The organism is Phytobacter sp. SCO41, assembly GCF_003073275.1.
Classification (GTDB): domain Bacteria; phylum Pseudomonadota; class Gammaproteobacteria; order Enterobacterales; family Enterobacteriaceae; genus Phytobacter; species Phytobacter diazotrophicus.
The window spans coordinates 2,100,342-2,121,587 of the sequence record NZ_CP027225.1 but is presented as its reverse complement, the minus strand read 5'-3'; the positions used below and the strand labels follow the sequence as shown (position 1 = coordinate 2,121,587).

General features: G+C 52.3%; 27 protein-coding genes. 16 read left to right on the top strand and 11 right to left on the bottom strand.

The window, feature by feature from the left end:
* Positions 1-8 precede the first annotated feature (8 nt).
* Genes C5523_RS10330 through flgB form a run of 5 tightly spaced genes read right to left on the bottom strand, consistent with a single transcriptional unit; the run spans position 9 to position 3,605 of the window.
* A complete protein-coding gene (locus tag C5523_RS10330; RefSeq protein WP_041851742.1) occupies positions 9-764 on the bottom strand; it encodes a flagellar basal body rod protein FlgF in 756 nt (251 codons plus the stop codon).
* A gap of 20 nt (positions 765-784) precedes the next feature.
* Complete coding sequence (flgE, locus tag C5523_RS10325) at positions 785-2,056, bottom strand: flagellar hook protein FlgE (RefSeq protein ID WP_108701063.1); 1,272 nt, start codon at positions 2,054-2,056, stop codon at positions 785-787.
* 26 nt (positions 2,057-2,082) lie between these two features.
* Entirely contained in the window at positions 2,083-2,769 is a 687-nt protein-coding gene (flgD, locus tag C5523_RS10320; protein WP_071195452.1) for a flagellar hook assembly protein FlgD, read from the bottom strand.
* 12 nt (positions 2,770-2,781) lie between these two features.
* Complete coding sequence (gene flgC, locus C5523_RS10315) at positions 2,782-3,186, bottom strand: flagellar basal body rod protein FlgC (protein WP_108701062.1); 405 nt, start codon at positions 3,184-3,186, stop codon at positions 2,782-2,784.
* A 2-nt stretch (positions 3,187-3,188) separates the two neighbouring features.
* Entirely contained in the window at positions 3,189-3,605 is a 417-nt protein-coding gene (gene flgB, locus C5523_RS10310; RefSeq protein WP_041851746.1) for a flagellar basal body rod protein FlgB, read from the bottom strand.
* A 165-nt stretch (positions 3,606-3,770) separates the two neighbouring features.
* On the opposite strand from flgB, the gene flgA reads away from it, so the two are divergent.
* From flgA to flgN, 3 genes are all read left to right on the top strand, one after another.
* Positions 3,771-4,436 carry a flagellar basal body P-ring formation chaperone FlgA gene (gene flgA / locus C5523_RS10300; protein ID WP_041851747.1) on the top strand — a complete coding sequence of 222 codons (666 nt, stop codon included), beginning with the start codon at positions 3,771-3,773 and terminating at the stop codon, positions 4,434-4,436.
* Between the two features lie 96 nt (positions 4,437-4,532).
* The gene (gene flgM / locus C5523_RS10295) at positions 4,533-4,823 is read left to right on the top strand and encodes a flagellar biosynthesis anti-sigma factor FlgM (protein ID WP_041851748.1); all 291 of its coding nucleotides are present in this window, start codon (positions 4,533-4,535) and stop codon (positions 4,821-4,823) included.
* 3 nt (positions 4,824-4,826) lie between these two features.
* On the top strand, positions 4,827-5,249 hold the full coding sequence (gene flgN / locus C5523_RS10290) for a flagella biosynthesis chaperone FlgN (protein WP_041851749.1): 423 nt from the start codon (positions 4,827-4,829) through the stop codon (positions 5,247-5,249).
* 60 nt (positions 5,250-5,309) lie between these two features.
* Here the strand turns inward: flgN and murJ are convergent, their stop codons facing one another.
* From murJ to rimJ, 4 genes are all read right to left on the bottom strand, one after another.
* Complete coding sequence (murJ, locus tag C5523_RS10285; RefSeq protein WP_108701061.1) at positions 5,310-6,845, bottom strand: murein biosynthesis integral membrane protein MurJ; 1,536 nt, start codon at positions 6,843-6,845, stop codon at positions 5,310-5,312.
* 106 nt (positions 6,846-6,951) lie between these two features.
* Entirely contained in the window at positions 6,952-7,875 is a 924-nt protein-coding gene (locus C5523_RS10280; RefSeq protein WP_079496427.1) for a Gfo/Idh/MocA family protein, read from the bottom strand.
* A 2-nt stretch (positions 7,876-7,877) separates the two neighbouring features.
* Positions 7,878-8,531: a YceH family protein gene (locus C5523_RS10275; protein ID WP_041851752.1), complete on the bottom strand. Its 654-nt coding sequence runs from the start codon at positions 8,529-8,531 to the stop codon at positions 7,878-7,880.
* Between the two features lie 9 nt (positions 8,532-8,540).
* Positions 8,541-9,125, bottom strand: coding sequence for a ribosomal protein S5-alanine N-acetyltransferase (rimJ, locus tag C5523_RS10270; protein WP_041851753.1), 585 nt, complete (start codon positions 9,123-9,125; stop codon positions 8,541-8,543).
* A 232-nt stretch (positions 9,126-9,357) separates the two neighbouring features.
* Between rimJ and mdtH the strand changes: the two genes are divergently transcribed.
* The 10 genes from mdtH (at position 9,358) to C5523_RS10220 (ending at position 16,910) form a co-directional block, all read left to right on the top strand.
* Complete coding sequence (gene mdtH, locus C5523_RS10265) at positions 9,358-10,566, top strand: multidrug efflux MFS transporter MdtH (protein ID WP_041851754.1); 1,209 nt, start codon at positions 9,358-9,360, stop codon at positions 10,564-10,566.
* Positions 10,567-10,630: 64 nt separating this feature from the next.
* Positions 10,631-11,278 (top strand): glutaredoxin 2, encoded by a 648-nt coding sequence (gene grxB / locus C5523_RS10260; RefSeq protein ID WP_108701060.1) that lies wholly within the window; start codon positions 10,631-10,633, stop codon positions 11,276-11,278.
* A gap of 115 nt (positions 11,279-11,393) precedes the next feature.
* On the top strand, positions 11,394-11,954 hold the full coding sequence (locus tag C5523_RS10255) for a lipoprotein (RefSeq protein ID WP_108701059.1): 561 nt from the start codon (positions 11,394-11,396) through the stop codon (positions 11,952-11,954).
* Positions 11,955-12,191: 237 nt separating this feature from the next.
* Positions 12,192-13,238 (top strand): dihydroorotase, encoded by a 1,047-nt coding sequence (pyrC, locus tag C5523_RS10250; RefSeq protein ID WP_041851757.1) that lies wholly within the window; start codon positions 12,192-12,194, stop codon positions 13,236-13,238.
* A 74-nt stretch (positions 13,239-13,312) separates the two neighbouring features.
* Positions 13,313-13,558, top strand: a complete 246-nt coding sequence (dinI, locus tag C5523_RS10245) for a DNA damage-inducible protein I (protein ID WP_041851758.1) — start codon at positions 13,313-13,315, stop codon at positions 13,556-13,558.
* A gap of 270 nt (positions 13,559-13,828) precedes the next feature.
* Positions 13,829-14,083: a biofilm formation regulator BssS gene (gene bssS, locus C5523_RS10240; protein WP_041851759.1), complete on the top strand. Its 255-nt coding sequence runs from the start codon at positions 13,829-13,831 to the stop codon at positions 14,081-14,083.
* A 115-nt stretch (positions 14,084-14,198) separates the two neighbouring features.
* A complete protein-coding gene (gene solA / locus C5523_RS10235; protein WP_108701058.1) occupies positions 14,199-15,317 on the top strand; it encodes an N-methyl-L-tryptophan oxidase in 1,119 nt (372 codons plus the stop codon).
* A 64-nt stretch (positions 15,318-15,381) separates the two neighbouring features.
* A complete protein-coding gene (locus C5523_RS10230) occupies positions 15,382-15,498 on the top strand; it encodes a YceO family protein (protein WP_064572418.1) in 117 nt (38 codons plus the stop codon).
* A gap of 268 nt (positions 15,499-15,766) precedes the next feature.
* Positions 15,767-16,333, top strand: coding sequence for a cytochrome b (locus C5523_RS10225; protein ID WP_108701057.1), 567 nt, complete (start codon positions 15,767-15,769; stop codon positions 16,331-16,333).
* A gap of 1 nt (position 16,334) precedes the next feature.
* A complete protein-coding gene (locus C5523_RS10220) occupies positions 16,335-16,910 on the top strand; it encodes a YceI family protein (RefSeq protein ID WP_041851762.1) in 576 nt (191 codons plus the stop codon).
* A 90-nt stretch (positions 16,911-17,000) separates the two neighbouring features.
* On the opposite strand, the gene C5523_RS10215 is transcribed toward C5523_RS10220, so the two are convergent.
* Positions 17,001-18,050 (bottom strand): rhodanese-related sulfurtransferase, encoded by a 1,050-nt coding sequence (locus tag C5523_RS10215; RefSeq protein WP_079496420.1) that lies wholly within the window; start codon positions 18,048-18,050, stop codon positions 17,001-17,003.
* Between the two features lie 217 nt (positions 18,051-18,267).
* Here C5523_RS10215 and C5523_RS10210 point away from each other — a divergent pair, with 217 nt between their 5' ends.
* From C5523_RS10210 to C5523_RS10200, 3 genes are all read left to right on the top strand, one after another.
* On the top strand, positions 18,268-19,188 hold the full coding sequence (locus C5523_RS10210) for a Kdo(2)-lipid IV(A) acyltransferase (RefSeq protein WP_041851764.1): 921 nt from the start codon (positions 18,268-18,270) through the stop codon (positions 19,186-19,188).
* A gap of 147 nt (positions 19,189-19,335) precedes the next feature.
* Positions 19,336-20,568, top strand: coding sequence for a multidrug efflux MFS transporter MdtG (gene mdtG, locus C5523_RS10205; RefSeq protein WP_041851765.1), 1,233 nt, complete (start codon positions 19,336-19,338; stop codon positions 20,566-20,568).
* 94 nt (positions 20,569-20,662) lie between these two features.
* Positions 20,663-21,037, top strand: a complete 375-nt coding sequence (locus C5523_RS10200) for a MysB family protein (protein WP_041851766.1) — start codon at positions 20,663-20,665, stop codon at positions 21,035-21,037.
* Here the strand turns inward: C5523_RS10200 and C5523_RS10195 are convergent, their stop codons facing one another.
* A complete protein-coding gene (locus tag C5523_RS10195) occupies positions 21,038-21,241 on the bottom strand; it encodes a YceK/YidQ family lipoprotein (protein ID WP_233473607.1) in 204 nt (67 codons plus the stop codon).
* Between the last annotated feature and the right edge of the window lie 5 nt (positions 21,242-21,246).

Here is a 21,246-nt window from a genome sequence, read left to right as displayed (position 1 = left end):
CCTGTTTATTAGCTCATGGACAGTAACTGGTTGGCACGCTGCGCATTCTCATCAACGTTACCAATAACTTTCATTTGCATTTCAAAGCGGCGCGCGCTGGCGATCATATCGGCCATTGCCGCCATAGGTTTAACGTTACTGCCTTCCAGCACACCTGACATGACGCGGATGTTTGGGTCCGGCTGTAACGTCTGGCCACGTGTGGCTTGCGCGCTTTGGCTGACGCGGAAAAGACCGTCATCGCCACGCACCACTTCACTGCCGTTCGCTTTCACCAGTTTCAGTTTGCCAACCGGGGAGACCGTGTTCGGCGGATCACCGGCGGTCAGGGCGGAAATGGTCCCGTCCGCGGCAATGGTGACCTGTGAACCTTCCGGAACAGCAATCGGCCCGTTCTCACCCATGACCGGATGCCCCTGAATGGTCAGTTGCCCGGTCGGTGTGACCTGAATGTTACCGTTACGGGTATACCCTTCGGAACCATCCGCGCTCTGCACCGCCAGCCAGCCATCCTGTTGCAGGGCAACATCCAGTGGGCGTGACGTGTAGTTCAGATCGCCTGGCGTCATATCAGCGCCAGGTGTGGTCTCGGCGACCAGTGTACGGGTCGGCAGCGATAACCCTTCTACCGGTACCGCACGCAGCGCACTAAGCTGCGCACGAAAGCCCGGTGTTGAAGCGTTGGCCAGGTTGCTGGCGGTGACAGACTGCTGGTTCAGCGTCTGACTTGCCGCACCCATCGCTGTGTATATTGCGTGATCCATTAGACCATCCCGTCAGCCGATTAACGCAGGTTAACCAGCGTGTTAAGGATCTGATCCTGGGTTTTGATGGTCTGCGCATTCGACTGATAGTTACGCTGCGCGACGATCATATTGACCAGTTCTTTACTCAGATCCACGTTAGAGGCTTCGAGTGCGCCATTGGTCAGCGAACCGAAGTTACCCGTACCTGCCGTACCCAACAGCGCCACGCCAGATTTGTTAGTGGCAGACCATACGTTATCACCCTCAGATTTCAGGCCTTCATTGTTGGCGAAGTTCGCCAGGACAATCTGACCCAGCACCTGTTTCTGTTCGTTGGAGTAGGAACCCACGACGGTACCGTCATCGTTAATGGTGTAGCTCACCATAGAACCCGGCTTGTAGCCGTTCTGCGAGGTGCTCACGACGGCGCTAGTGGTGTTCTGCTGCATGGAGTTCAGGAAACTCAGGGAGAATGTCGCCGCTGTAGCGCCGTTAAGCGTACCGGAAGTGACAGTAATGGCAGGATTCGTATTCGCCGTCGTGGACAGATCGTAGTTACCGGTCGTGGTATTAAAGGTGTAGTTGTATACACCTTGCAGACTACCGTTCTGATTAAAGACCATCTGCGCCGCTTTGGTCGCCGTAGAGCCCGTTACGCTGGAATCCTGCGTGTAGACATCCCATGTATTGTTATTTGTTGCGCTTTTGACATAAAACACGTTCATGTCGTGGGCGTTACCCTGGCTGTCGTAAACGGTGATCGGCCCTTTTAAGTTGTAGCTGTCAGCGTTAGTCGGGTCGAACGTGGTCACTGTCGGCGTCTTAGAAGACGAGTTCAGGTTAACCGGCATCGTTGCGGTGGTGGTGATTTGTGCCGACATCAGCGTCGTTGGGATATTGATCCCCGTTGGGTTAGCGCCCGACTGGATGGTCGGAGGCGTACCGCTTGCCGGAAAACCCGTTACTTGCAGACCCTGCATGTTTACCAGGTTGCGGTTTTCATCCAGCGTGAACTGGCCATTACGGCTGTAATAAACAGAACCGTTGGTATCAACGAGGCGGAAGAAGCCATTCTGGCTAATTGCGACATCCAGGCCGCGTCCCGTATTGGTGGTGGTACCGTCATTAAAGTCCTGGGTAACGCCCGCGACTTTAACACCCAGACCTACTTTAGAACCCGCAAACATGTCAGCGAAGGACGCAGTACTGGATTTAAAGCCATACGTAGCGGAGTTGGCGATGTTGTTACCAATAAGATCGAGGTTGGTGGCCGCAGCATTCAGACCGCTGACCGCTTGTGAAAAGGCCATGACTTACTCCTGATAAGTGTTAAGGCTTAAATAATCTGCCGGACTTCGTTGAGCGTAGTGGTGCCGTAGGTACCTAAATCTAACTTGTTGCCTGATTCCGACAGCGTTACCCCCTGAACCAGAGCGTATTGCAGCGGCTGAGCAACCAGTTGCGTAGTGCCTGAACTGGCGGCGATAGAAACTTTATAAGAGCCATCTGGGGCGGTGGTGCCGTCCGAAAGCTTTCCATCCCAACTGAAGGTATGGACGCCAGCGGTCAGCGGCCCCAGGTTGACGGTCTGTACCACGGTGCCGTCTTTGCTGGTGATGGTCGCGGTCGCTTTATCTGCGGCCTGGGTCAGTTCAACACCAAACGGCGTTGTGGTTGAGCTGCCAGCCAGAATCGTCGTACCTTCAATCATTACACCGTGACCTACCAGATTGCTGGCCTGCAGCGCCTGGCTGTTATCGATCTGCCCGGAGATAGATCCCAGGGTGGTGTTCAGTTTTTCAATCCCGTTCAGCGTACTGATCTGCGCAAGCTGTGAGGTCAGTTCGTTGTTCTGAAGCGGATTGGTTGGGTCCTGGTTTTTTAACTGTGCGACCAACAGGGTCAGGAAGCTGCTCTGTAGGTCTGACGCGCTACTCGTAGTCAGTTGAGACGAGCTGCTACTGCTGCTGGTGGACTTGACACTACTGCTGGACGTGTCGTTCACATTTACGGCGATAGACATTTATGTCTCCTTTTACTGGCCGAGAGTAAGCGTTTTGAGCATCATATTTTTAACGGTGTTGAGCACCTCCACGTTCGCCTGATAGCTGCGAGACGCGGACATGCTGTTCACCATTTCCCCAACAACATCAACGTTAGGCATTTTGACGTAGCCCTTCGCGTCCGCCAGCGGGTTGCCGGGTTCATAAACCAGCTTGTCGGGTGCCTGGCTTTCAACAATGCCAGCCACTTTTACGCCACCCGTTGCCTGACCTGGTGCAGCATCCACCTGGAAAACGACTTGCTTAGCGCGATAAGGTTGACCGTCCGGTCCGGCAACGCTGTCGGCGTTCGCCAGGTTACTGGCAGCCACGTTCAGACGTTTGGACTGCGCGGCAAGCGCGGAGCCGGAGATATCAAAAATATTCAGCAATGCCATGGTTAGTTATTCCCCTGCAACACGGACATCATGCTTTTAATCTGCCCGCCCAGCACGGTCAGCCCTGTCTGATACTTAAGGCTGTTATCCGCAAACTGTGTACGCTCGCGATCCATATCCACGGTGTTGCCATCGGCAGATGGCTGATCCGGGATACGATAAAGCAGGTCTGGAGACGGGGTGGAAATGGCTTGGGCCGGAATATGGCGACTGGAAGTTAACGCCAGCGAGACGCCTGTGTTCTCTGCACGGCCACGTTCCATCACCTTTTTCAGTTCGCTGGAAAAATCCATATCACGCGCCTGATACCCCGGGGTATCGGCGTTCGCAATATTGGCGGCCAGGATTTCCTGGCGCTGCGCGCTCAGATTCAGTGCTTCTTGCTGGAACCGTAACGCAGCATCAAGTTTATCGAGCATGGCTTCCCCGCTGATGACAATTATTTAGTCAACAGCTTAAATCTCCTTACGCGCGCCTTATCGACGGAATAAGCGCAAAATGCGTCGCTATTTATTGCGTTGATAGATTTGCGTGACGGGTAGAATCCTGTCATCTCTTCAACAAACAACAGGCAGGGGTCTGCGATGAACACGTTGAAAAGCGGTTTAGCCGCGGCATTGCTGTTTTTGATTTTAAGCCCGCAAGTGTTGGCGCAAGACTTAAAGGCGCAGCTCACCGCGTTTTTTGCACAACGACTGGCTGGCTTTAGTGACGAGGTGGTGGTAACAATACGTACGCCGAAAAATCTTTATCCCACCTGTGAGCAACCGGCTTTAAGTTTGACGGGCTACGCTCAGCTTTGGGGGAACGTCAACGTATTGACAAACTGCGGTAACGAAAAGCGCTATTTGCAGGTAAACGTCCAGGCGACGGGTAATTATGTTGTCGCCGCTCAGGCGATTGCCCGTGGTAGTGTACTGACGCCGGAAAGCGTAAAGCTCAAACGCGGCAGGCTCGATCAGTTACCGCCGAAAACAATGCTCGAAATTTCTCAGGCACAAGATGCCGTAAGCCTGCGCGATCTCTCACCCGATCAACCGGTTCAGCTCTCGATGCTGCGCCAGGCCTGGCGAGTAAAAGCCGGCCAGCGAGTGATGGTTGTAGCCAATGGCGAAGGCTTTAGTGTCAATAGTGAAGGCCAGGCGCTGAACAATGCGGCGGTGTCGCAAAGTGCCCGGGTACGCATGTCTTCTGGACAAATTGTAAGTGGAATTGTCGGCGCTGATGGGAATATTCTGATTAACCTATAATCTTTTTAAAGAATTCGCGGCATCTGCCGATAAATAAGCAACGACTGAAGATGGCAGACCCAAAACGCCGGAAAACCTCTATGAGGACAACACACTATGAGCATTGATCGTACATCGCCTTTAAAGCCGGTTAGCACCGTACAACCACGTGAAACCAGCGACACCCAGGCAACGAAAGTACGTCTGGAAAAATCGAAAACCGCCAACAGCACGAGCGTAACGCTCAGTGATGCCCAATCCAAATTGATGCAGCCGGGTAGCAGCGACGTCAATATGGAACGCGTTGAACAACTGAAAACGGCAATCCGTAATGGTGAGCTAAAGATGGACACCGGTAAAATCGCCGATGCCCTGATTAACGAAGTGCAGAGTTACTTGAGTAAATAATGTATGAATCAACTGTCAGACATTCTTGATCAGATGACAGTTATCCTGAACGCATTAAAAGACGTGATGGATGCTGAGCAAAAACAACTCTCTGTGGGCCATGTGCATAGCAGCACGTTGCAACGCATTACGGAAGAGAAAAGCTCATTGCTTGCCACACTGGATTATCTTGAGCAGCAACGCCGCGAAGCGCAAAAGGTGCAAAGTAGCGCGAATGACGATATCGCCGATCGCTGGCAGATAATCACACGAAAAACGCAACACCTGCGTGATCTGAACCAACACAACGGCTGGTTGCTCGAAGGGCAAATTGCCCTTAACCGAAAAGCGCTCGAGGTACTGAAACCTCACCAGGAGCCAGGGCTTTATGGTGCGGACGGTCAGACCTTTACGGGTAGCAGGGGCGGAAAAAAGATTTCCATTTAGCTAACGCGTTCACATTCTTTTATGCGGGAGTCGACTGTCATGGTCGACTCCCTTTTGCGCTTACGCTATCCGGCGGGCAAAATCTTTAACTCTGAACCCCAGCACCGCGAGCGTCGCGAAGTAAGCCACAACGCCTACCGCCACCACGACCATGAGCCGAGCCAGGCGATGCGCCATGTTGCCCTGCGCCCAGTCAGGCATCACATACAGCATGCCCAGCAGTGCGGCTGCCATTACGATCACCGCAATAAACAGACGTGTCAGGAAACGGCCCCAGCCGGCCTGTGGGGTAAAGATATTCTGCTTACGCAACTGCCAATAGAGCAGGCTGGCATTCAGACAGGCCGCAAGGCCAATCGAGAGTGACAGACCGGCATGTTTTAGCGGGCCAATAAATGCCAGGTTCATTAATTGCGTCATCACCAGCGTGACAATGGCAATCCTGACCGGCGTTTTGATGTCCTGTCGTGAATAGAACCCTGGAGCCAATACTTTCACCACAATAAGGCCCATCAAACCAACCGAATAGGCGATCAGCGCCCGCTGCGTCATCTGGGCGTCAAATGGGGTAAACTTACCATACTGAAAAAGCGAAACCGTCAGCGGCTTCGCAAGAATGCCTAACGCCACCGCGCTGGGCAGCGCCAGCAAAAAGCATAACCGCAACCCCCAATCCATCAGGCGGCAATATTCATCATGATTACCGCTGGCAAAACTTCGCGAGAGCGACGGCAGCAAAATCGTCCCCAGCGCCACACCCAGTACCCCGGATGGAAACTCCATCAGGCGGTCAGCGTAATACATCCAGGAGACCGAACCGGAGACCAGGAAGGAGGCAAAAATAGTGTTAATAATCAGGGAGATCTGACTAACCGATACGCCAAGGATCGCCGGCCCCATCTGTTTCATCACCCGCATCGCGCCCGCATCGCGGAAACTGATACGCGGCAGCACCAGCATGCCAATTTTTTTCAGATGCGGCAGTTGATAAACCAATTGCAGGATACCGCCCACCGTCACCGCCCATGCCAGCGCAAGCACCGGCGGATGGAAATACGGCGCACCGAACAGAGCAAAACCGATCATGCTGATATTAAGGAACGTGGGCGCGAATGCCGGGACGGAGAAACGGTTCCAGGTATTGAGGATCGCCCCGGCGAGCGACGCCAGTGAAATCAGCAAAATGTAGGGGAAAGTTATCTGCAGAAGCTGAGAGGTCAATGCAAATTTATCAGCCGTGTCGGCAAACCCCGGCGCCGTCACCAGAATCACCCAGGGCGCCGCCAGCATGCCGGCAACGGTGACAATCGCCAGTGCCAGCGTCAACAGCCCCGATACATAGGCGACAAAAACGCGCGTCGCCTCTTCGCCCTGTTTACTTTTATATTCCGCAAGAATGGGGACAAAGGCCTGAGAAAATGCCCCTTCGGCAAAAATACGTCGTAAGAGATTTGGCAGTTTAAAGGCGACAAAGAAGGCATCGGTCGCCATCCCTGCACCAAATACCCTCGCCACAATGGCATCGCGCGCAAAACCCAGCACGCGAGAAAACATGGTCATTGAGCTGACGGCCGCCAGCGATTTTAATAAGTTCATTTAAGGTTCCATAAACACAACGCCTGCACAAAGCAGGCGTTGGTATCGCGAAGCGCTTAGTCTACCTGGAATAACGCGAATTTCTACCGCCATATGTTACAGAGGGTTATTCGCTCATCGCCTCGCGCCAGAGTTTTTCAACGATACGCTGGGCCAGGATAGCCTGCTCACCCGCCGTTTCCGGAACCGTCTGATTTTGCACGCATTCGATAAAATGGCGCGCGCATCCGGCGAAGCCTCGTTGCTCCAGCGTACTCTGCCAGCCGGGTATGGGTGGAGTCACAATCCCCTGCCCCTGTTCTTCACGCCATTCACGCATGTCGGTAACGTCATACAGTCCGCCGTCCGTTACCGCCTGCACCCATTCGCGTTGACTACCGGCACGGCGATGCATACTGGTAGTGATTTGCAATGCGCCCTGCGCAAAATGGTGCTCGGCATAAATCATTTCACCCTGGTCATTAGTCAGCAATGTGCCGCTGGCAAGCGACGCACTGCCACCGGCCAGCCAGAGAGCGGTATCCACAACATGCAGATAATCATCGAGTAAGGTGAAGCGCAGATCGTGCGGACCAACGCTGTTGCTGCGATGTTTATCCATTCGCAGTGATGCTGCCTGCGGCAAATGACTTTTTAACTGACGGTACAGCGGAGCAAAACGGCGGTTGAACCCCACCATCAGTGTCAACTTTTTGCGCGCCGCCAGTTCAATGAGCTTTTCCGCATCCGACAGATTTTCTGCCAGGGGTTTGTCGACACAAACATGAACACCTGCATTGAGGAGTTCGCTCACCACCGCATAATGCGAGGCGGTAGAGGTGTGAACAAAAACCGCGTCACACTGCGCGGCGAGCTCGCCTAACGAGCCGACATAAGGAATACGCCAGGTGTCGCACACACGCTGCGCTTTTTCTCGCGTGGGTGACCAGGCTGCCGCCAGCGTCCAGTCAGTTGCCGCCCCCAGTACCGGTAACCATGCTTTTTGCGCGATACCGCCTAATCCCACAACCCCTATACGTAATGCCGCCACGATTAATCCCCCAGATGTTCGAGTAGTGAAGCCAGACGCTGTTTCAGTTCGGCAACGTCGTTTTCCAGCGCTTCAACCCGCGAAGCCAGATCGTTGTCGCTATCCAGCGGGCTTACTGTCTCCACAACGTTAATCAGCGTCTCCACATCACCGCTGAACAGATGCATATAGCGGCTTTCCCGTTTGCCAGGCTCGCGTGGTAAACGCACAACATACGGGCCATCTTCGCGCTGCGCCAGATTCTCCAGCGCGCTTTCCACTTCACCCATATCGTTAAATTCATGCATCCGCGCCGCGCGCCCGCGCAGTTCACCCGGCGTTTGAGCGCCACGCAGCAACAGCGTGGTAATAATGGCCACTTCCGCCGGGGAGAGTTTCAGATCGCCGAATTCGGAGTTGCAGAAACGCTGCTCATATTTAGTGACACGGTTACCGAAACCACTGACGGTGCGCAGGTAGTGGCGCTTTACCAGCGTATCCAGTATCTCCTGCACCTCATGCTCGCTGAGGTTCATTACCGGTTCACGGTTGGTTTTTTGGTTACAGGCGGTCACCACGGCATTGACCGACAATGGATATTGTTCAGGGGTAGTGATCTGTTTTTCCAGCAGGCATCCGATAACGCGCGCTTCCGTGGCGCTGAGTTGGTACTTCATGTTTTCTCCTTAACGACCCGGGGTCCAGTCTTTGGTGGTCAACGCCGTCAACACGTGGTCACGCCATTGCCCGTCAATCAGCAGATACGCTTTTGCGTAGCCCTCTTTTTCAAAACCAAGGCGCGCCAGTAAATCGCCGCTGCGTTTATTGTGCGGCATATAATTCGCCATAATGCGGTGCAAATGTTGCGTTCGTTGCATATAGCGAATGGCTGCCGTCAGCGCTTCGAACATTAACCCCTGCCCCTGCCATTTTTGCCCGATGGAATACCCCAGATAGCAGGCATGGAAAGAACCGCGTACCACATTGGAGAAATTCGCGACGCCGATGATCTCTTTTTCTTCTGGATCGAGTAATGCGAAATAAAAAGCGGTTCCTTGTTTATGGAATTCGTTAATCATCCCCAGGCGAGCCTGCCAACCAGATGGATAGCAATGGCTCTCGTCACGAACCGGTTCCCAGGGCTTTAAAAATTGACGGTTCTCAGCGTAATAGTCCGCAAGCCGCCAGGCGTCCCGCTCATGAACTAAGCGAACCACCAGCCTGTCAGTGACCAGGCGTACTTTCGGCACATTACTGCGATAGCCAAACATTCATTCCTTCTCCTTCCGGTTACCACTCTCAACCCCTTCCCTTTACTATACATTTGCGCAGCCACTCTGTGAAAACAACAACCTGCATTTTCGCAATACATAAGCTTTTTCGATGAGAAGTCTGAATTAAAGCCCGCTTTTGATAAAAAAATATTGTCGCGCCAACGATGGGAAAAAATCAGACGACCCGGCAGAATATTAACGTACTTACTTTTATTTCCCGGGAGGGGAAATGTCACGCGTATCGCAGGCAAGGAGCCTGGGTAAATATTTCCTGCTCGTCGATAATATGTTGGTGGTGCTGGGCTTTTTCGTCGTTTTCCCGCTTATTTCTATACGTTTTGTTGATCAACTCGGTTGGGCTGCCTTGATGGTTGGTATTGCCCTTGGGTTAAGGCAATTCGTGCAGCAAGGGCTGGGCGTTTTCGGCGGCGCCATCGCGGACCGTTTTGGTGCTAAACCACTGATCGTCACCGGCATGCTAATGCGTGCTGCCGGTTTTGCCACCATGGGTATCGCCCATGAACCCTGGCTGCTGTGGTGCTCCTGCATATTATCCGGACTCGGCGGTACGCTCTTCGATCCGCCGCGCACGGCGCTGGTGGTTAAACTGATTCGCCCATCGCAGCGCGGCCGCTTCTTCTCGCTATTGATGATGCAGGACAGCGCGGGGGCGGTGATCGGCGCACTGATTGGCAGTTGGTTACTGCAATACGATTTCCGTCTGGTCTGTATTGTCGGTGCCGCCGTGTTTGTTCTTTGTGCAGGCTTTAACGCCTGGCTGCTGCCTGCATGGAAATTATCGACGGTAAAAACGCCGGTGCGTGAAGGGCTGGGCCGCGTTTTGCGTGATAAACGTTTTGTCACCTACGTACTGACACTTACCGGCTATTACATGCTGGCGGTTCAGGTAATGTTGATGCTGCCAATCATGGTGAATGATATCGCCGGTTCGCCTGCGGCAGTAAAATGGATGTATGCCATTGAAGCCAGCCTGTCGCTGACGCTGCTGTACCCTATTGCCCGCTGGAGTGAAAAACGTTTTCGACTGGAACATCGGCTGATGGCCGGGCTGCTGTTTATGTCATTCAGTCTGTTGCCGATAGGCCTGGTCAACAGCCTGCAGCAACTGTTTACGCTGATTTGCACCTTTTATATCGGATCCATTATTGCTGAACCGGCACGTGAAACGTTAAGCGCGGCGCTGGCAGATTCCCGTGCCCGCGGCAGTTATATGGGGTTCAGTCGCCTGGGGCTGGCATTTGGCGGTGCGTTGGGTTATGCCGGCGGGGGCTGGCTGTTTGACGTGGGTAAAGCACTGAGTCAGCCGACGTTACCCTGGATGATGCTGGCGCTGATTGGCCTTATCACCTTTTTCGCCCTGCTGTGGCAATTCGCGCTAAAACGCACCCCGTCTCGCCTGCTCGAACCGGGCGCATGATTTGCCAGCCCTTTTAATCTCTTCCATACTTTTTTGTGATGGACAATCAGTATGGAGGAGAACCGTGAAACTCTACATTTATGGTCACTGCCCGTTCTGCGTTAAGGCCCGCATGATTTTCGGCCTCAAGAATATCCCCGTCGAACTCAACGTGTTGCTCAATGATGACGAAGCAACGCCGACCCGAATGATCGGCCAAAAAATGGCGCCGATACTCCAAAAAGACGACAGCCGCTATCTACCTGAAAGCATGGATATCGTCCATTACGTGGACAAACTTGACGGTAAGCCGTTGCTGACCGGAAAGCAGAATCCAGCCCTCGACGCCTGGCTGAGAAAAGTCAATGGCTATGTCAATCGTCTGCTCATTCCGCGTTTTGCCAAAAGCCCCTTCGACGAGTTCGCTACGCCAGAAGCAAGAGCCTATTTTGTGGCGAAGAAAGAGGCGGCGATCGGCAATTTTGACGAGCACATGGCCCACTCAGCCGGGCTTATCAAAAAAATCAGCGATGATTTACGCGCACTGGATAAGCTTATCGTTCAGCCTAATGCGGTAAACGGAGAGCTGTCGGATGATGATATTCACCTGTTCCCCTTACTGCGTAATCTGACCATTGTGGCGGGGATTAACTGGCCGACGCGCGTGGCCGACTACCGCGATAACATGGCGAAACAAACGCAGATTAACCTGCTCTCATCAATGGCGATATAATGCCCCAGGCGGAAGCGTACGCTTCCGCTTTCAGCTTTTTCTGCTGGCTTATCCTCTGCCCTGGACTGATGCTACAGACAAGGATGAATACACAGGCACTCTCTTGAGGAACATAATGAAAAAGATTATTTTCGCCGCGGCTTTGATTTTAAGCGGCGTTTTGGTGGGTTGTAACCAGTTAACACAGTACAGCATCAGCGAGCAGGAAATTAACCAGTCACTGCAAAAACGCAACGATTTCGCCAAAGACATCGGCCTGCCCGGCGTGGCGGACGCGCACATCGTCCTCAGTAATCTGGTCAGTCAGATTGGCCGTGAGGAACCGAATAAGATTACCCTTTCCGGCGATGCCAATCTGGAGATGAACTCTCTTTTCGGTAATCAGAAAGCGACCATGAAGCTCAAAATGAAGGCGCTGCCGGTCTTCGATAAAGAAAAAGGGGCAATTTATCTCCAGGAGATGGAAGTGGTTGACGCAACCGTCACACCACAGAAAATGCAGTCCATTCTGCAAACCCTTCTGCCCTACCTGAATCAGTCCCTGCGTAACTACTTTAATCAGCGCCCCGCTTACATTCTGCGTGAAGACAGCAGTAAAGGCGAAGCGCTGGCTAAGAAATATGCCAAGGGTATCGAAGTGAAGCCGGGTGAAATTATCATCCCGCTCACCGATTAAGCCCGTAAGGGCTTTTTCTCTGGAAAACAAGCAAGCCGAAGCGTTTATACCCACCATCATTCGCGTTGCGGGAAAGCGAAGACGCCATGAACACCCGGGAGCTTATTCACGTTAGTAACCGGGACAAGCGCGAAGTGGCTCAGATGCAGCTTGAAGTATGATGGGTATACGCTTATGCTTAGTGCCCGGCAAAAAACCAGCCATATTGACTGATTCTCACCCAGCCGGAGCACTCCCATGACAGCACATTCCCAGGTTTTAAAAATCCGCCGCCCTGACGACTGGCACGTTCATTTACGTGACGGCGATATGTTAAAAACCGTCGTGCCCTGGACCAGCGAAATTTATGCTCGCGCCATCGTCATGCCCAATCTTGTCCCGCCGGTGACCAGCGTTGAGGCGGCAATTGCTTATCGCCAGCGCATTCTTGATGCCGTACCTGCCGGACATGACTTTACTCCGCTAATGACCTGCTACCTGACCGATTCACTCAATCCCGACGAAGTGGAACGCGGTTTTCGCGAGAATGTCTTTACCGCCGCCAAGCTCTACCCGGCGAATGCCACGACCAATTCAAGTCATGGGGTGACCAGTATTGATGCCATCATGCCGGTACTTGAGCGCATGGAAAAACTGGGGATGCCACTGCTGGTTCACGGTGAAGTGACCCAGGCAGAGATCGATATCTTCGATCGCGAAGCCCGCTTTATCGAGACGGTCATGGAGCCACTTCGCCAACGTCTGCCGGGGTTGAAAGTGGTGTTCGAGCACATCACCACCAAAGATGCCGCGGAATATGTCCGTGACGGCAATGAACTGTTAGCGGCCACCATCACACCGCAGCATTTGATGTTCAACCGCAACCATATGCTGGTCGGCGGTGTACGTCCGCATCTGTATTGCCTGCCTATCCTGAAACGTAACGTGCATCAGCAGGCGCTGCGTGAACTGGTCGCCAGCGGCTTTACCCGCGCGTTTCTCGGCACGGACTCTGCGCCACACGCCCGCCATCGTAAAGAGGCAAGCTGTGGCTGTGCAGGCTGCTTCAACGCGCCGACTGCGCTGGCAAGTTATGCCACCGTGTTTGAAGAGATGAATGCCCTGCAGCATTTTGAAGCGTTCTGTTCACTTAACGGTCCGCATTTTTATGGCCTGCCGGTGAATGAAACCTTCATTGAACTTGTGCGTGAAGATTCAACGGTCATCGACAGTATTGCTTTGCCGGAAGATGCGATTATCCCATTCCTCGCCGGTGAGACAGTCCGCTGGACAGTGAAATCCTGATTTTTTTCACCCCCCTGTTGTAAATCTTGCAAGGTAACTGTATAAATATACAGTAAATAACACAGGGGGTTGCCATGCGCATCGAAGTGACTATTGCCAAAACTACACCGCTCCCGCCAGGTGCTATTGATGCCCTGGCGAGCGAGTTATCCCGCCGACTGAATAATTATTATCCTGATAGCGAAAATAAAATTACGGTTCGTTATGCGACAGCGAATAACTTATCGGTGATGGGCGGAGCAAAAGAAGATAAAGAGCGCGTCAGTGAAATTCTGCAAGAAACGTGGGAAAGCGCCGACGACTGGTTTATCCGCGATTAAAAAGAGTTTGTATTGTGCATGTTTTTGCCGGGTCGCCCCGGCTTTTTTGTTTTTTTAAGCAAAAATCTTACTTTCCTCCTGACCTGCTTAAAAATCACGCGTAAGTTAGCGTTTTCTTGTTCAAAAAAATCCAACTGAAATAAAATTATGTTGCAGAGTGTTATTTATTCGATCAGCAAGGTTAAATATTGGTATACTGAAAAGGCTTCACAAAAACACGCATTGAACCTCGAAAGTCGTTGTCAGTTAACACGCCATAAGGGGGTTATGATGGAAAAGAATAATGAAGTCATCCAGACCCATCCTCTGGTTGGATGGGATATCAGCACAGTGGACAGTTACGATGCACTGATGTTGCGCTTACATTACCAGACCCCAAACAGAGCCGCTTCTCAGGACACCGAAGTAGGCCAGACGTTGTGGTTAACGACCGAAGTTGCCCGCCAGTTTATTTCGATTTTAGAAGCGGGTATCGCCAAAATAGAATCAGGCGAGTACCAGGAAAATGAGTATCGTAGGCATTAGCGATAATGCTCAATAATCACTCAACAGGCACCCACGTGGTGCCTTATTTATTTCCCGTCTTGTATAACGCCTCCCGGTTATTTACCCTCCCGATTACGACTTGATGGAGAACGACATGAAATACGATTTGATCATCATTGGCAGCGGCTCTGTCGGTGCGGCGGCGGGCTACTATGCGTCCCGCGCCGGTCTCAACGTACTGATGACCGATGCGCACCTGCCACCGCATCGGGAAGGGAGCCACCATGGCGATACTCGTTTAATCCGCCATGCTTATGGGGAGGGGGAAAAGTACGTTCCGCTGGTATTGCGCGCCCAGGAGTTGTGGGATCAACTGGTTGCTGACAGCGGCGAAGCCGTCTTTGAGCGCACCGGGGTACTTAATCTTGGCCCGGCACATTCCTCTTTTCTGGCAAATGTCGCGCAAAGTGCGCTGCACTGGAATCTGGCCGTGGAAAAGCTTGATGCGCCGTCACTGATGGCACGCTGGCCAGAAATCACCGTCCCGGATGACTACATCGGCTTGTTCGAAGCGGACTCCGGCATCCTTCGCAGCGAACTGGCAATTAAGGCCTGGATTCGCCTGGCGCAAGAAGCCGGGTGCGCCCAACTGTTTAACTGCCCGGTGACAGCCCTGCATACTACCGATGATGGTGTGAGTATTGATACATCTGAGGGAACATTCAGCGCGAAAAAGATCCTCATTAGTAGCGGTACATGGGTTGCTAATCTTGTTCCCGGCTTACCTGTCCAGCCGGTACGAAAAGTCTTTGCCTGGTTCCAGGCTGATGGTCGTTACAGCACCAAGAATCGCTTCCCGGCCTTTACCGGCGAAATGGCGGATGGATCTCAATACTATGGTTTCCCCGCTGAGGATAATGCGTTAAAAATCGGCAAGCATAACGGCGGACAACGTATCAACGAGGCCAGTGAACGCGTACCGTTTGGCGCAGTAGCCTCAGATGGTTCAGAGTGTTTTCCCTTCCTGCGCCAGTTCTTACCGGGCATCGGTGGTTGCCTGTACGGGGCCTCTTGCACTTATGATAATTCGCCTGATGAAGACTTCATCATCGATACCCTTCCCGATTGCCCCCATGCGCTACTGGTCACCGGGCTGAGTGGGCATGGTTTCAAATTTGCGCCAGTGCTTGGGGAAATTGCGGCCCAGTTCGCCCAGGGTGAAAGCAGTAAATTTGATTTAACCCCCTTCTCTTTAGCGCGCTTTGCAGGATAATTCCTTCCCGCGACCCTTATCCTTTTGGGTCGCCTTTTCTTTTGGCCGAATATCTGGAGAGATTATGCGCCGCTTGTTCTTCTTTCTTGTTAATAACGTCCGCGAGCATTTAATGGTATATATCGCTTTATGGTCACTCATTGCTCTTGTGGACTTAATTTATGTTGTCTGGGCTGAATGACGAATATTGACACTTACTGACATTTATTTAAAAAAACTTAAAATTACGACAGATTTTTTGAAATAAAAAATCTCCTTACCGCCTCTGCCCTTAGCCCTGCAAAGCTTCTATCACTTCCATACCCTCTAATGAACTGAACATATTTTTGAAAATTAATTCAAAATTTTTGATATACAAAAAATAAGATTATTAATTGTTATTTTTAAGTTGCAATATTATTTTTCTGACGCCATTTTAAATTAACTTTTACACTCTTGCGGTTCACATTATGCAATTCCGTAATTCTCCATTTCGCTATGGCGCAATTTCTGTTGCCCTGCACTGGCTGGTCGCAATTACAGTCTATGGCATGTTTGCACTGGGTTTATGGATGGTCACGCTTAGCTACTATGATGGCTGGTACCACCAGGCGCCCGAATTGCATAAAAGCATTGGCATTGTCCTGATGCTGGTCCTGGTGGTTCGCCTTATCTGGCGTCGCCTCTCTCCACCGCCCGCGCCACTCGCAAGCTACTCGCGACTGACCCGCGTCAGCGCGGTTGTTGCACATATCGCCCTTTATTTGCTGCTGTTCGGCATCCTGTTCAGCGGTTACCTCATCTCCACGGCTGATGGCAAGCCCATCAGCGTTTTTGGCCTGTTTGAGGTGCCTGCCACCTTTGCTGATGCGGGCTCGCAGGCAGACCTGGCCGGAGATATTCACCTGTGGCTGGCATGGACGGTCGTTATCCTATCGGTCTTACACGGTCTTGCCGCCTTTAAACACCATTTCATCGATAAAGACGACACCCTAAAGCGCATGCTGGGTAAATCGTCATCTGACTCTGGAGTATGATATGAAGAAAAGCCTGCTGGGTTTCACCCTCGCTTCGTTACTGTTCTCTGCGGGCTCCGCGATGGCAGCGGAATATAAAATCGACAAAGAAGGCCAACACGCCTTCATCAATTTCCGCATCCAGCACCTCGGTTACAGCTGGTTGTACGGCACATTTAAAGATTTTGACGGCTCTTTTACTTTTGATGAGGCAAATCCTGCTGCCGATAAAGTCAACGTCACCATCAATACCAACAGTGTCGATACCAACCATGCGGAACGCGACAAACACCTTCGCAGTGGCGAATTCCTTAATGTGACGAAACACCCGCAGGCAACCTTCACCTCTACTGAGGTAAAAAAAGATGGTGATGAACTGGATATCACCGGCAATCTGACCTTAAACGGCGTAACCAAACCCGTGAAACTGGAAGCCAAACTGATGGGCAAGGGTGATGATCCGTGGGGTGGCAAACGCGCCGGTTTTGAAGCAGAAGGGAAAATTAAACTTAAAGACTTTAATATCACTACCGACCTTGGTCCTGCATCGCAGGAAGTCGATTTGATCATCTCTGTGGAAGGCGTACAGCAGAAGTAAAACCACGCACGCAGCAGGGGCGGATCATACATGATTATCCGCCCCTGATGATTCGCCTGCGAGCCTGTTGCTTACGCAGGCGAAAATCTTTTACTCAGGGTCCGGGATACCAAGCTTTGTATTCAGACGTCCGCGTGATTTGTTGAAAATCTTGTTGCCATTTTCCCGCCCGGCTCGCCGCTTACGCTGTTCCTCTTCCGGCAACTGGCTCTCTTCAAGGCAGGCTTCGCTACAGCATCCTTTGAACTTTTCAGCGCACGACGGGCACTGAATAAACAACAAATGGCAGCCGTCATTCACACAGTTAGTATGGCTGTCACAAGGCACACCGCACTGATGGCAATGGGCAATCACATCGTCAGAGATACGCTCCCCCATACGATCATCGAACACAAAGTTCTTACCGATAAAGCGTACCGGCAGCCCCTGCTCACGGGCGCGACGGGCATATTCAATGATCCCGCCTTCGATGTGCCAGACCTTGCTAAAACCGTTGTGCTTCATCCAGGCGCTGGCTTTTTCGCAGCGGATCCCGCCGGTGCAGTACATGACAATCTTTTTGTCTTTATGTTCCTGCATCATTTCAACCGCTTTTGGCAACTGCTCGCGGAAGGTATCGGCAGGAATTTCCAGCGCACCATCAAAATGACCCACTTCGTATTCATAGTGGTTGCGCATGTCGATAAAGACCGCTTCCGGATCGTCCAGCATCGCGTTCACTTCGGCGGCTTTCAGGTATTCACCGACGTCACTGGCATTAAACGAGGCATCCTCAATCCCGTCAGCGACAATGCGATCGCGCACTTTCATGCGCAGTACCCAGAATGATTTACCATCATCGTCAATGGCGATATTCATACGCAGGCCATTCAGAGCAGGATCGAAACTGTACAGATAGGCTTTCAGTGCTTCGAACTGGCTTTCTGGCACGCTGATTTGCGCGTTGATCCCTTCATGAGCTAAATATACGCGACCGAATACATTTAGCTTTGTTAAGGCGGTATAGAGTGCGTCGCGGGTGGCCTGCGGGTTGACGATGGAGAAATATTTATAGAATGAGACGGTCTTGCGCGGCTCGGTTTCGGCGAGCATGCGCGCTTTCAGTTCATCATTCGAGATGCGGTTGTGTAACACTGGCATGGTGTACGTATCCTGCAATGCGGTAGTCAATAAAATCGGGCGGCATCATAAAGCAATTAGTGGCAATTTACATCCACACAATTTGCGCTACATTTCCCTCATTAAAATCATCTTTCAATAACAATAGCCTGGCAATTACGCATTCAACTGGTAGAGGTTTTGGTTGATTCGATAAAAATGCGACAATGCAGGAGATTTTTGCTGAGTAAGGAACGATATGACGCATTTACCAAAATTTTCCCCGTCACTGCTCCATCCGCGTTACTGGCTAACCTGGTGCGGAATTGGGCTGTTGTGGCTGGTGGTACAACTGCCTTATCCGGTCCTCTATCGCCTGGGTTGCGGTATGGGGCGACTGGCAATGCGCCTGATGAAACGCCGCGTCCGTATCGCACATCGCAACCTTGAGCTTTGTTTCCCGCAGATGCCTGAGCAAGAGCGTCAGGAAATGGTCAAAAAGAACTTTGAGTCGGTTGGGATGGGGTTGATGGAAACCGGGATGGCGTGGTTCTGGCCGGACAGCCGGATCAATCGCTGGGTTGATGTTACGGGCATGGACAATACCAAAATGCACTTCGCCGAAGGTAAGGGCATTTTGCTAATTGGCGTACATTTTTTAACGCTCGAACTGGGTGCTCGCGTCTTTGGCATGCATATTCCGGGCATTGGCGTGTACCGTCCTAATGACAACCCGCTGCTGGACTGGCTGCAAACGTGGGGACGGTTACGCTCAAACAAGACGATGATAGATCGAAAAGACCTGAAAGGAATGGTACGTGCGCTAAAAAGCGGCGATGTCGTCTGGTACGCGCCAGACCACGACTACGGCCCGCGTTCCAGCGTCTTTGTGCCCTTCTTCGCGGTCGAGCAGACCGCGACTACGACCGGTACCTGGATGCTGGCAAAAATGTCTAAAGCTTGCCTGGTACCTTTCGTACCGCGTCGTAAACCGGACGGTAAAGGTTATGAGTTGATCATGCTGGAAGGTGAAACCACCCCACCGCTGGAGACCGCAGAAGAGACCGCCGCCTGGATGAATAAGGTTGTTGAGCGCTGTATTCTGATGGCCCCGGAGCAATATATGTGGCTGCACCGTCGCTTCAAAACCCGCCCGGACGGTGTCCCTTCGCGCTATTAATCCCCGTAGCCCGGAACGCCGGGCTACGTTTGTTGCATTTCTACACATGCTTTCCGTTGCAGGTGTCATCACCCAGGCGCATAATTAGCAGGCTTATTATTTTCAATCGCTAATTCTCCGCGTGTGAAACGCGTAACGTGAACGGTAATGTCATCTCCTGCTCCCATAAACTGGAAACGTAATCTGACCGTGGCCTGGGTCGGCTGTTTTTTAACTGGCGCGGCATTTAGTCTGGTCATGCCTTTTTTGCCTCTCTACGTTGAGCTACTTGGCGTTACCGGGCATAGCGCGCTCAACATGTGGTCCGGTCTGGTCTTTAGTATTACCTTTCTTTTTTCCGCCATGGCTTCACCCTTCTGGGGCGGCCTCGCTGACCGTAAAGGGCGTAAAATTATGCTCCTGCGTTCTGCACTCGGGATGGCGATTGTCATGGCCCTGATGGGCTTTGCGCAAAATATCTGGCAATTCCTTGTGTTGCGTGCGCTGCTCGGCTTACTCGGCGGCTTTATACCTAATGCCAACGCGCTGATCGCGACACAGATGCCACGAAACCGCAGTGGTTGGGCGATGGGAACACTATCGACGGGCGGTGTAGCCGGAGCACTGCTTGGACCGCTGGCAGGCGGTCTGCTGGCCGATGTATATGGGCTGCGGATGGTCTTTTTTATCACCGCCTCGGTTCTGTTTATCTGCTTCTTGTTGACGCTCTTTTGCATTCGGGAAAATTTCACTCCGGTGGCGAAAAAAGAGATGCTTCACGCCAAAGAGGTTTTAGCTTCACTGAAAAGTCCGCGTCTGGTGCTGAGCCTGTTTGTCACAACGATGATAATCCAGGTCGCAACCGGATCTATCGCGCCTATTCTGACACTCTATGTCCGTGAACTGGCGGGGAATGTCGGTAATATCGCGTTTATCAGCGGCATGATAGCGTCGGTTCCCGGCGTGGCGGCGCTGATGAGTGCACCGCGACTTGGCCGCCTGGGCGATCGTATCGGTCCGGAAAAGATTTTGGTTGCCGCACTGCTGATTTCCGTCTTGCTGCTGGTACCGATGGCCTTCGTACAAACGCCGTGGCAGCTTGGGCTACTGCGTTTTTTACTCGGTGCTGCCGATGGCGCGCTACTGCCTGCGGTACAAACGCTGCTGGTCTATAACACAACCCAACAAATTGCAGGCCGCGTATTCAGCTACAACCAGTCATTCCGCGATATCGGTAACGTAACCGGCCCGTTGCTCGGCGCGGCGGTCTCGGCAAACTACAGTTTTCGTGCGGTATTCTGCGTCACGGCGGGCATTGTCCTGTTTAACGCCTTTTACTCCTGGGTCAGTTTACAACGCCCTGCGCGCCAGAGGGTCGCTGACCGGGTCATTGATGATTAACACCGATGACTGATTTTTTTGTTCGGGTACTTGCAAAACCTCATATTCAACTATTCTTTCCCTGAATACCTCGTCAAACCACAGGGAGAAACTTATGACTATGTACGCTACGCTCGAAGAAGCAATTGACGCTGCTCGCGAAGAGTTCCTCGCCAATAATCCAGGCGTTGAGGAAGAAGATGCGAATGTGCAGCAATTCAACGTCCAGAAATACGTTCTCCAGGATGGAGACATTATGTGGCAGGCAGAATTCTTCGCCACAGACGAAGAGGAAGGCGAGTGTCTGCCAATGTTATCGGGCGAAGCCGCACAGAGTGTGTTTGACGGCGATTTTGATGAGATAGAGCTACGTCAGGAGTGGCTGGAAGAGAACACGCTGCACGAATGGGATGAAGGGGAATTCCAGCTTGAGCCTCCACTTGATACCGAAGAAGGCCAGGCTGCTGCGGATGAGTGGGACGAGCGTTAATTATTCGTATGGGCCATGATGTGCGTCAATGGGCAGTAAGAGCGTATCGAACACCAGCGAGAATGGCAGATCGAGTACGGTGACATAGCGCCATGCGGAGTCGCGGACATCCCATTTGACACCAGGGTAGTACTGATTGCCATGCCCCTGGCCGGGGATCGTCCGGCTGATGATGCTACCACATCCGCTCAGCAGACATGCCATAAGCG

What these genes read in the sequence shown, in the direction of transcription:
- C5523_RS10200 (WP_041851766.1), top strand. Translation starts at nt 20,663, where the DNA reads ATGACTATGTACGCTACGCTCGAAGAAGCAATTGACGCTGCTCGCGAA.
- murJ (WP_108701061.1), bottom strand. Translation starts at nt 6,845, where the DNA reads ATGAACTTATTAAAATCGCTGGCGGCCGTCAGCTCAATGACCATGTTT.
- flgM (WP_041851748.1), top strand. Translation starts at nt 4,533, where the DNA reads ATGAGCATTGATCGTACATCGCCTTTAAAGCCGGTTAGCACCGTACAA.
- C5523_RS10225 (WP_108701057.1), top strand. Translation starts at nt 15,767, where the DNA reads ATGCAATTCCGTAATTCTCCATTTCGCTATGGCGCAATTTCTGTTGCC.
- C5523_RS10215 (WP_079496420.1), bottom strand. Translation starts at nt 18,050, where the DNA reads ATGCCAGTGTTACACAACCGCATCTCGAATGATGAACTGAAAGCGCGC.
- solA (WP_108701058.1), top strand. Translation starts at nt 14,199, where the DNA reads ATGAAATACGATTTGATCATCATTGGCAGCGGCTCTGTCGGTGCGGCG.
- flgD (WP_071195452.1), bottom strand. Translation starts at nt 2,769, where the DNA reads ATGTCTATCGCCGTAAATGTGAACGACACGTCCAGCAGTAGTGTCAAG.
- C5523_RS10275 (WP_041851752.1), bottom strand. Translation starts at nt 8,531, where the DNA reads ATGAAGTACCAACTCAGCGCCACGGAAGCGCGCGTTATCGGATGCCTG.
- flgA (WP_041851747.1), top strand. Translation starts at nt 3,771, where the DNA reads ATGAACACGTTGAAAAGCGGTTTAGCCGCGGCATTGCTGTTTTTGATT.
- C5523_RS10220 (WP_041851762.1), top strand. Translation starts at nt 16,335, where the DNA reads ATGAAGAAAAGCCTGCTGGGTTTCACCCTCGCTTCGTTACTGTTCTCT.
- pyrC (WP_041851757.1), top strand. Translation starts at nt 12,192, where the DNA reads ATGACAGCACATTCCCAGGTTTTAAAAATCCGCCGCCCTGACGACTGG.
- flgB (WP_041851746.1), bottom strand. Translation starts at nt 3,605, where the DNA reads ATGCTCGATAAACTTGATGCTGCGTTACGGTTCCAGCAAGAAGCACTG.
- C5523_RS10330 (WP_041851742.1), bottom strand. Translation starts at nt 764, where the DNA reads ATGGATCACGCAATATACACAGCGATGGGTGCGGCAAGTCAGACGCTG.
- bssS (WP_041851759.1), top strand. Translation starts at nt 13,829, where the DNA reads ATGGAAAAGAATAATGAAGTCATCCAGACCCATCCTCTGGTTGGATGG.
- flgE (WP_108701063.1), bottom strand. Translation starts at nt 2,056, where the DNA reads ATGGCCTTTTCACAAGCGGTCAGCGGTCTGAATGCTGCGGCCACCAAC.
- C5523_RS10195 (WP_233473607.1), bottom strand. Translation starts at nt 21,241, where the DNA reads ATGGCATGTCTGCTGAGCGGATGTGGTAGCATCATCAGCCGGACGATC.
- dinI (WP_041851758.1), top strand. Translation starts at nt 13,313, where the DNA reads ATGCGCATCGAAGTGACTATTGCCAAAACTACACCGCTCCCGCCAGGT.
- rimJ (WP_041851753.1), bottom strand. Translation starts at nt 9,125, where the DNA reads ATGTTTGGCTATCGCAGTAATGTGCCGAAAGTACGCCTGGTCACTGAC.
- flgN (WP_041851749.1), top strand. Translation starts at nt 4,827, where the DNA reads ATGAATCAACTGTCAGACATTCTTGATCAGATGACAGTTATCCTGAAC.
- C5523_RS10255 (WP_108701059.1), top strand. Translation starts at nt 11,394, where the DNA reads ATGAAAAAGATTATTTTCGCCGCGGCTTTGATTTTAAGCGGCGTTTTG.
- flgC (WP_108701062.1), bottom strand. Translation starts at nt 3,186, where the DNA reads ATGGCATTGCTGAATATTTTTGATATCTCCGGCTCCGCGCTTGCCGCG.
- C5523_RS10210 (WP_041851764.1), top strand. Translation starts at nt 18,268, where the DNA reads ATGACGCATTTACCAAAATTTTCCCCGTCACTGCTCCATCCGCGTTAC.
- mdtG (WP_041851765.1), top strand. Translation starts at nt 19,336, where the DNA reads ATGTCATCTCCTGCTCCCATAAACTGGAAACGTAATCTGACCGTGGCC.
- mdtH (WP_041851754.1), top strand. Translation starts at nt 9,358, where the DNA reads ATGTCACGCGTATCGCAGGCAAGGAGCCTGGGTAAATATTTCCTGCTC.
- C5523_RS10230 (WP_064572418.1), top strand. Translation starts at nt 15,382, where the DNA reads ATGCGCCGCTTGTTCTTCTTTCTTGTTAATAACGTCCGCGAGCATTTA.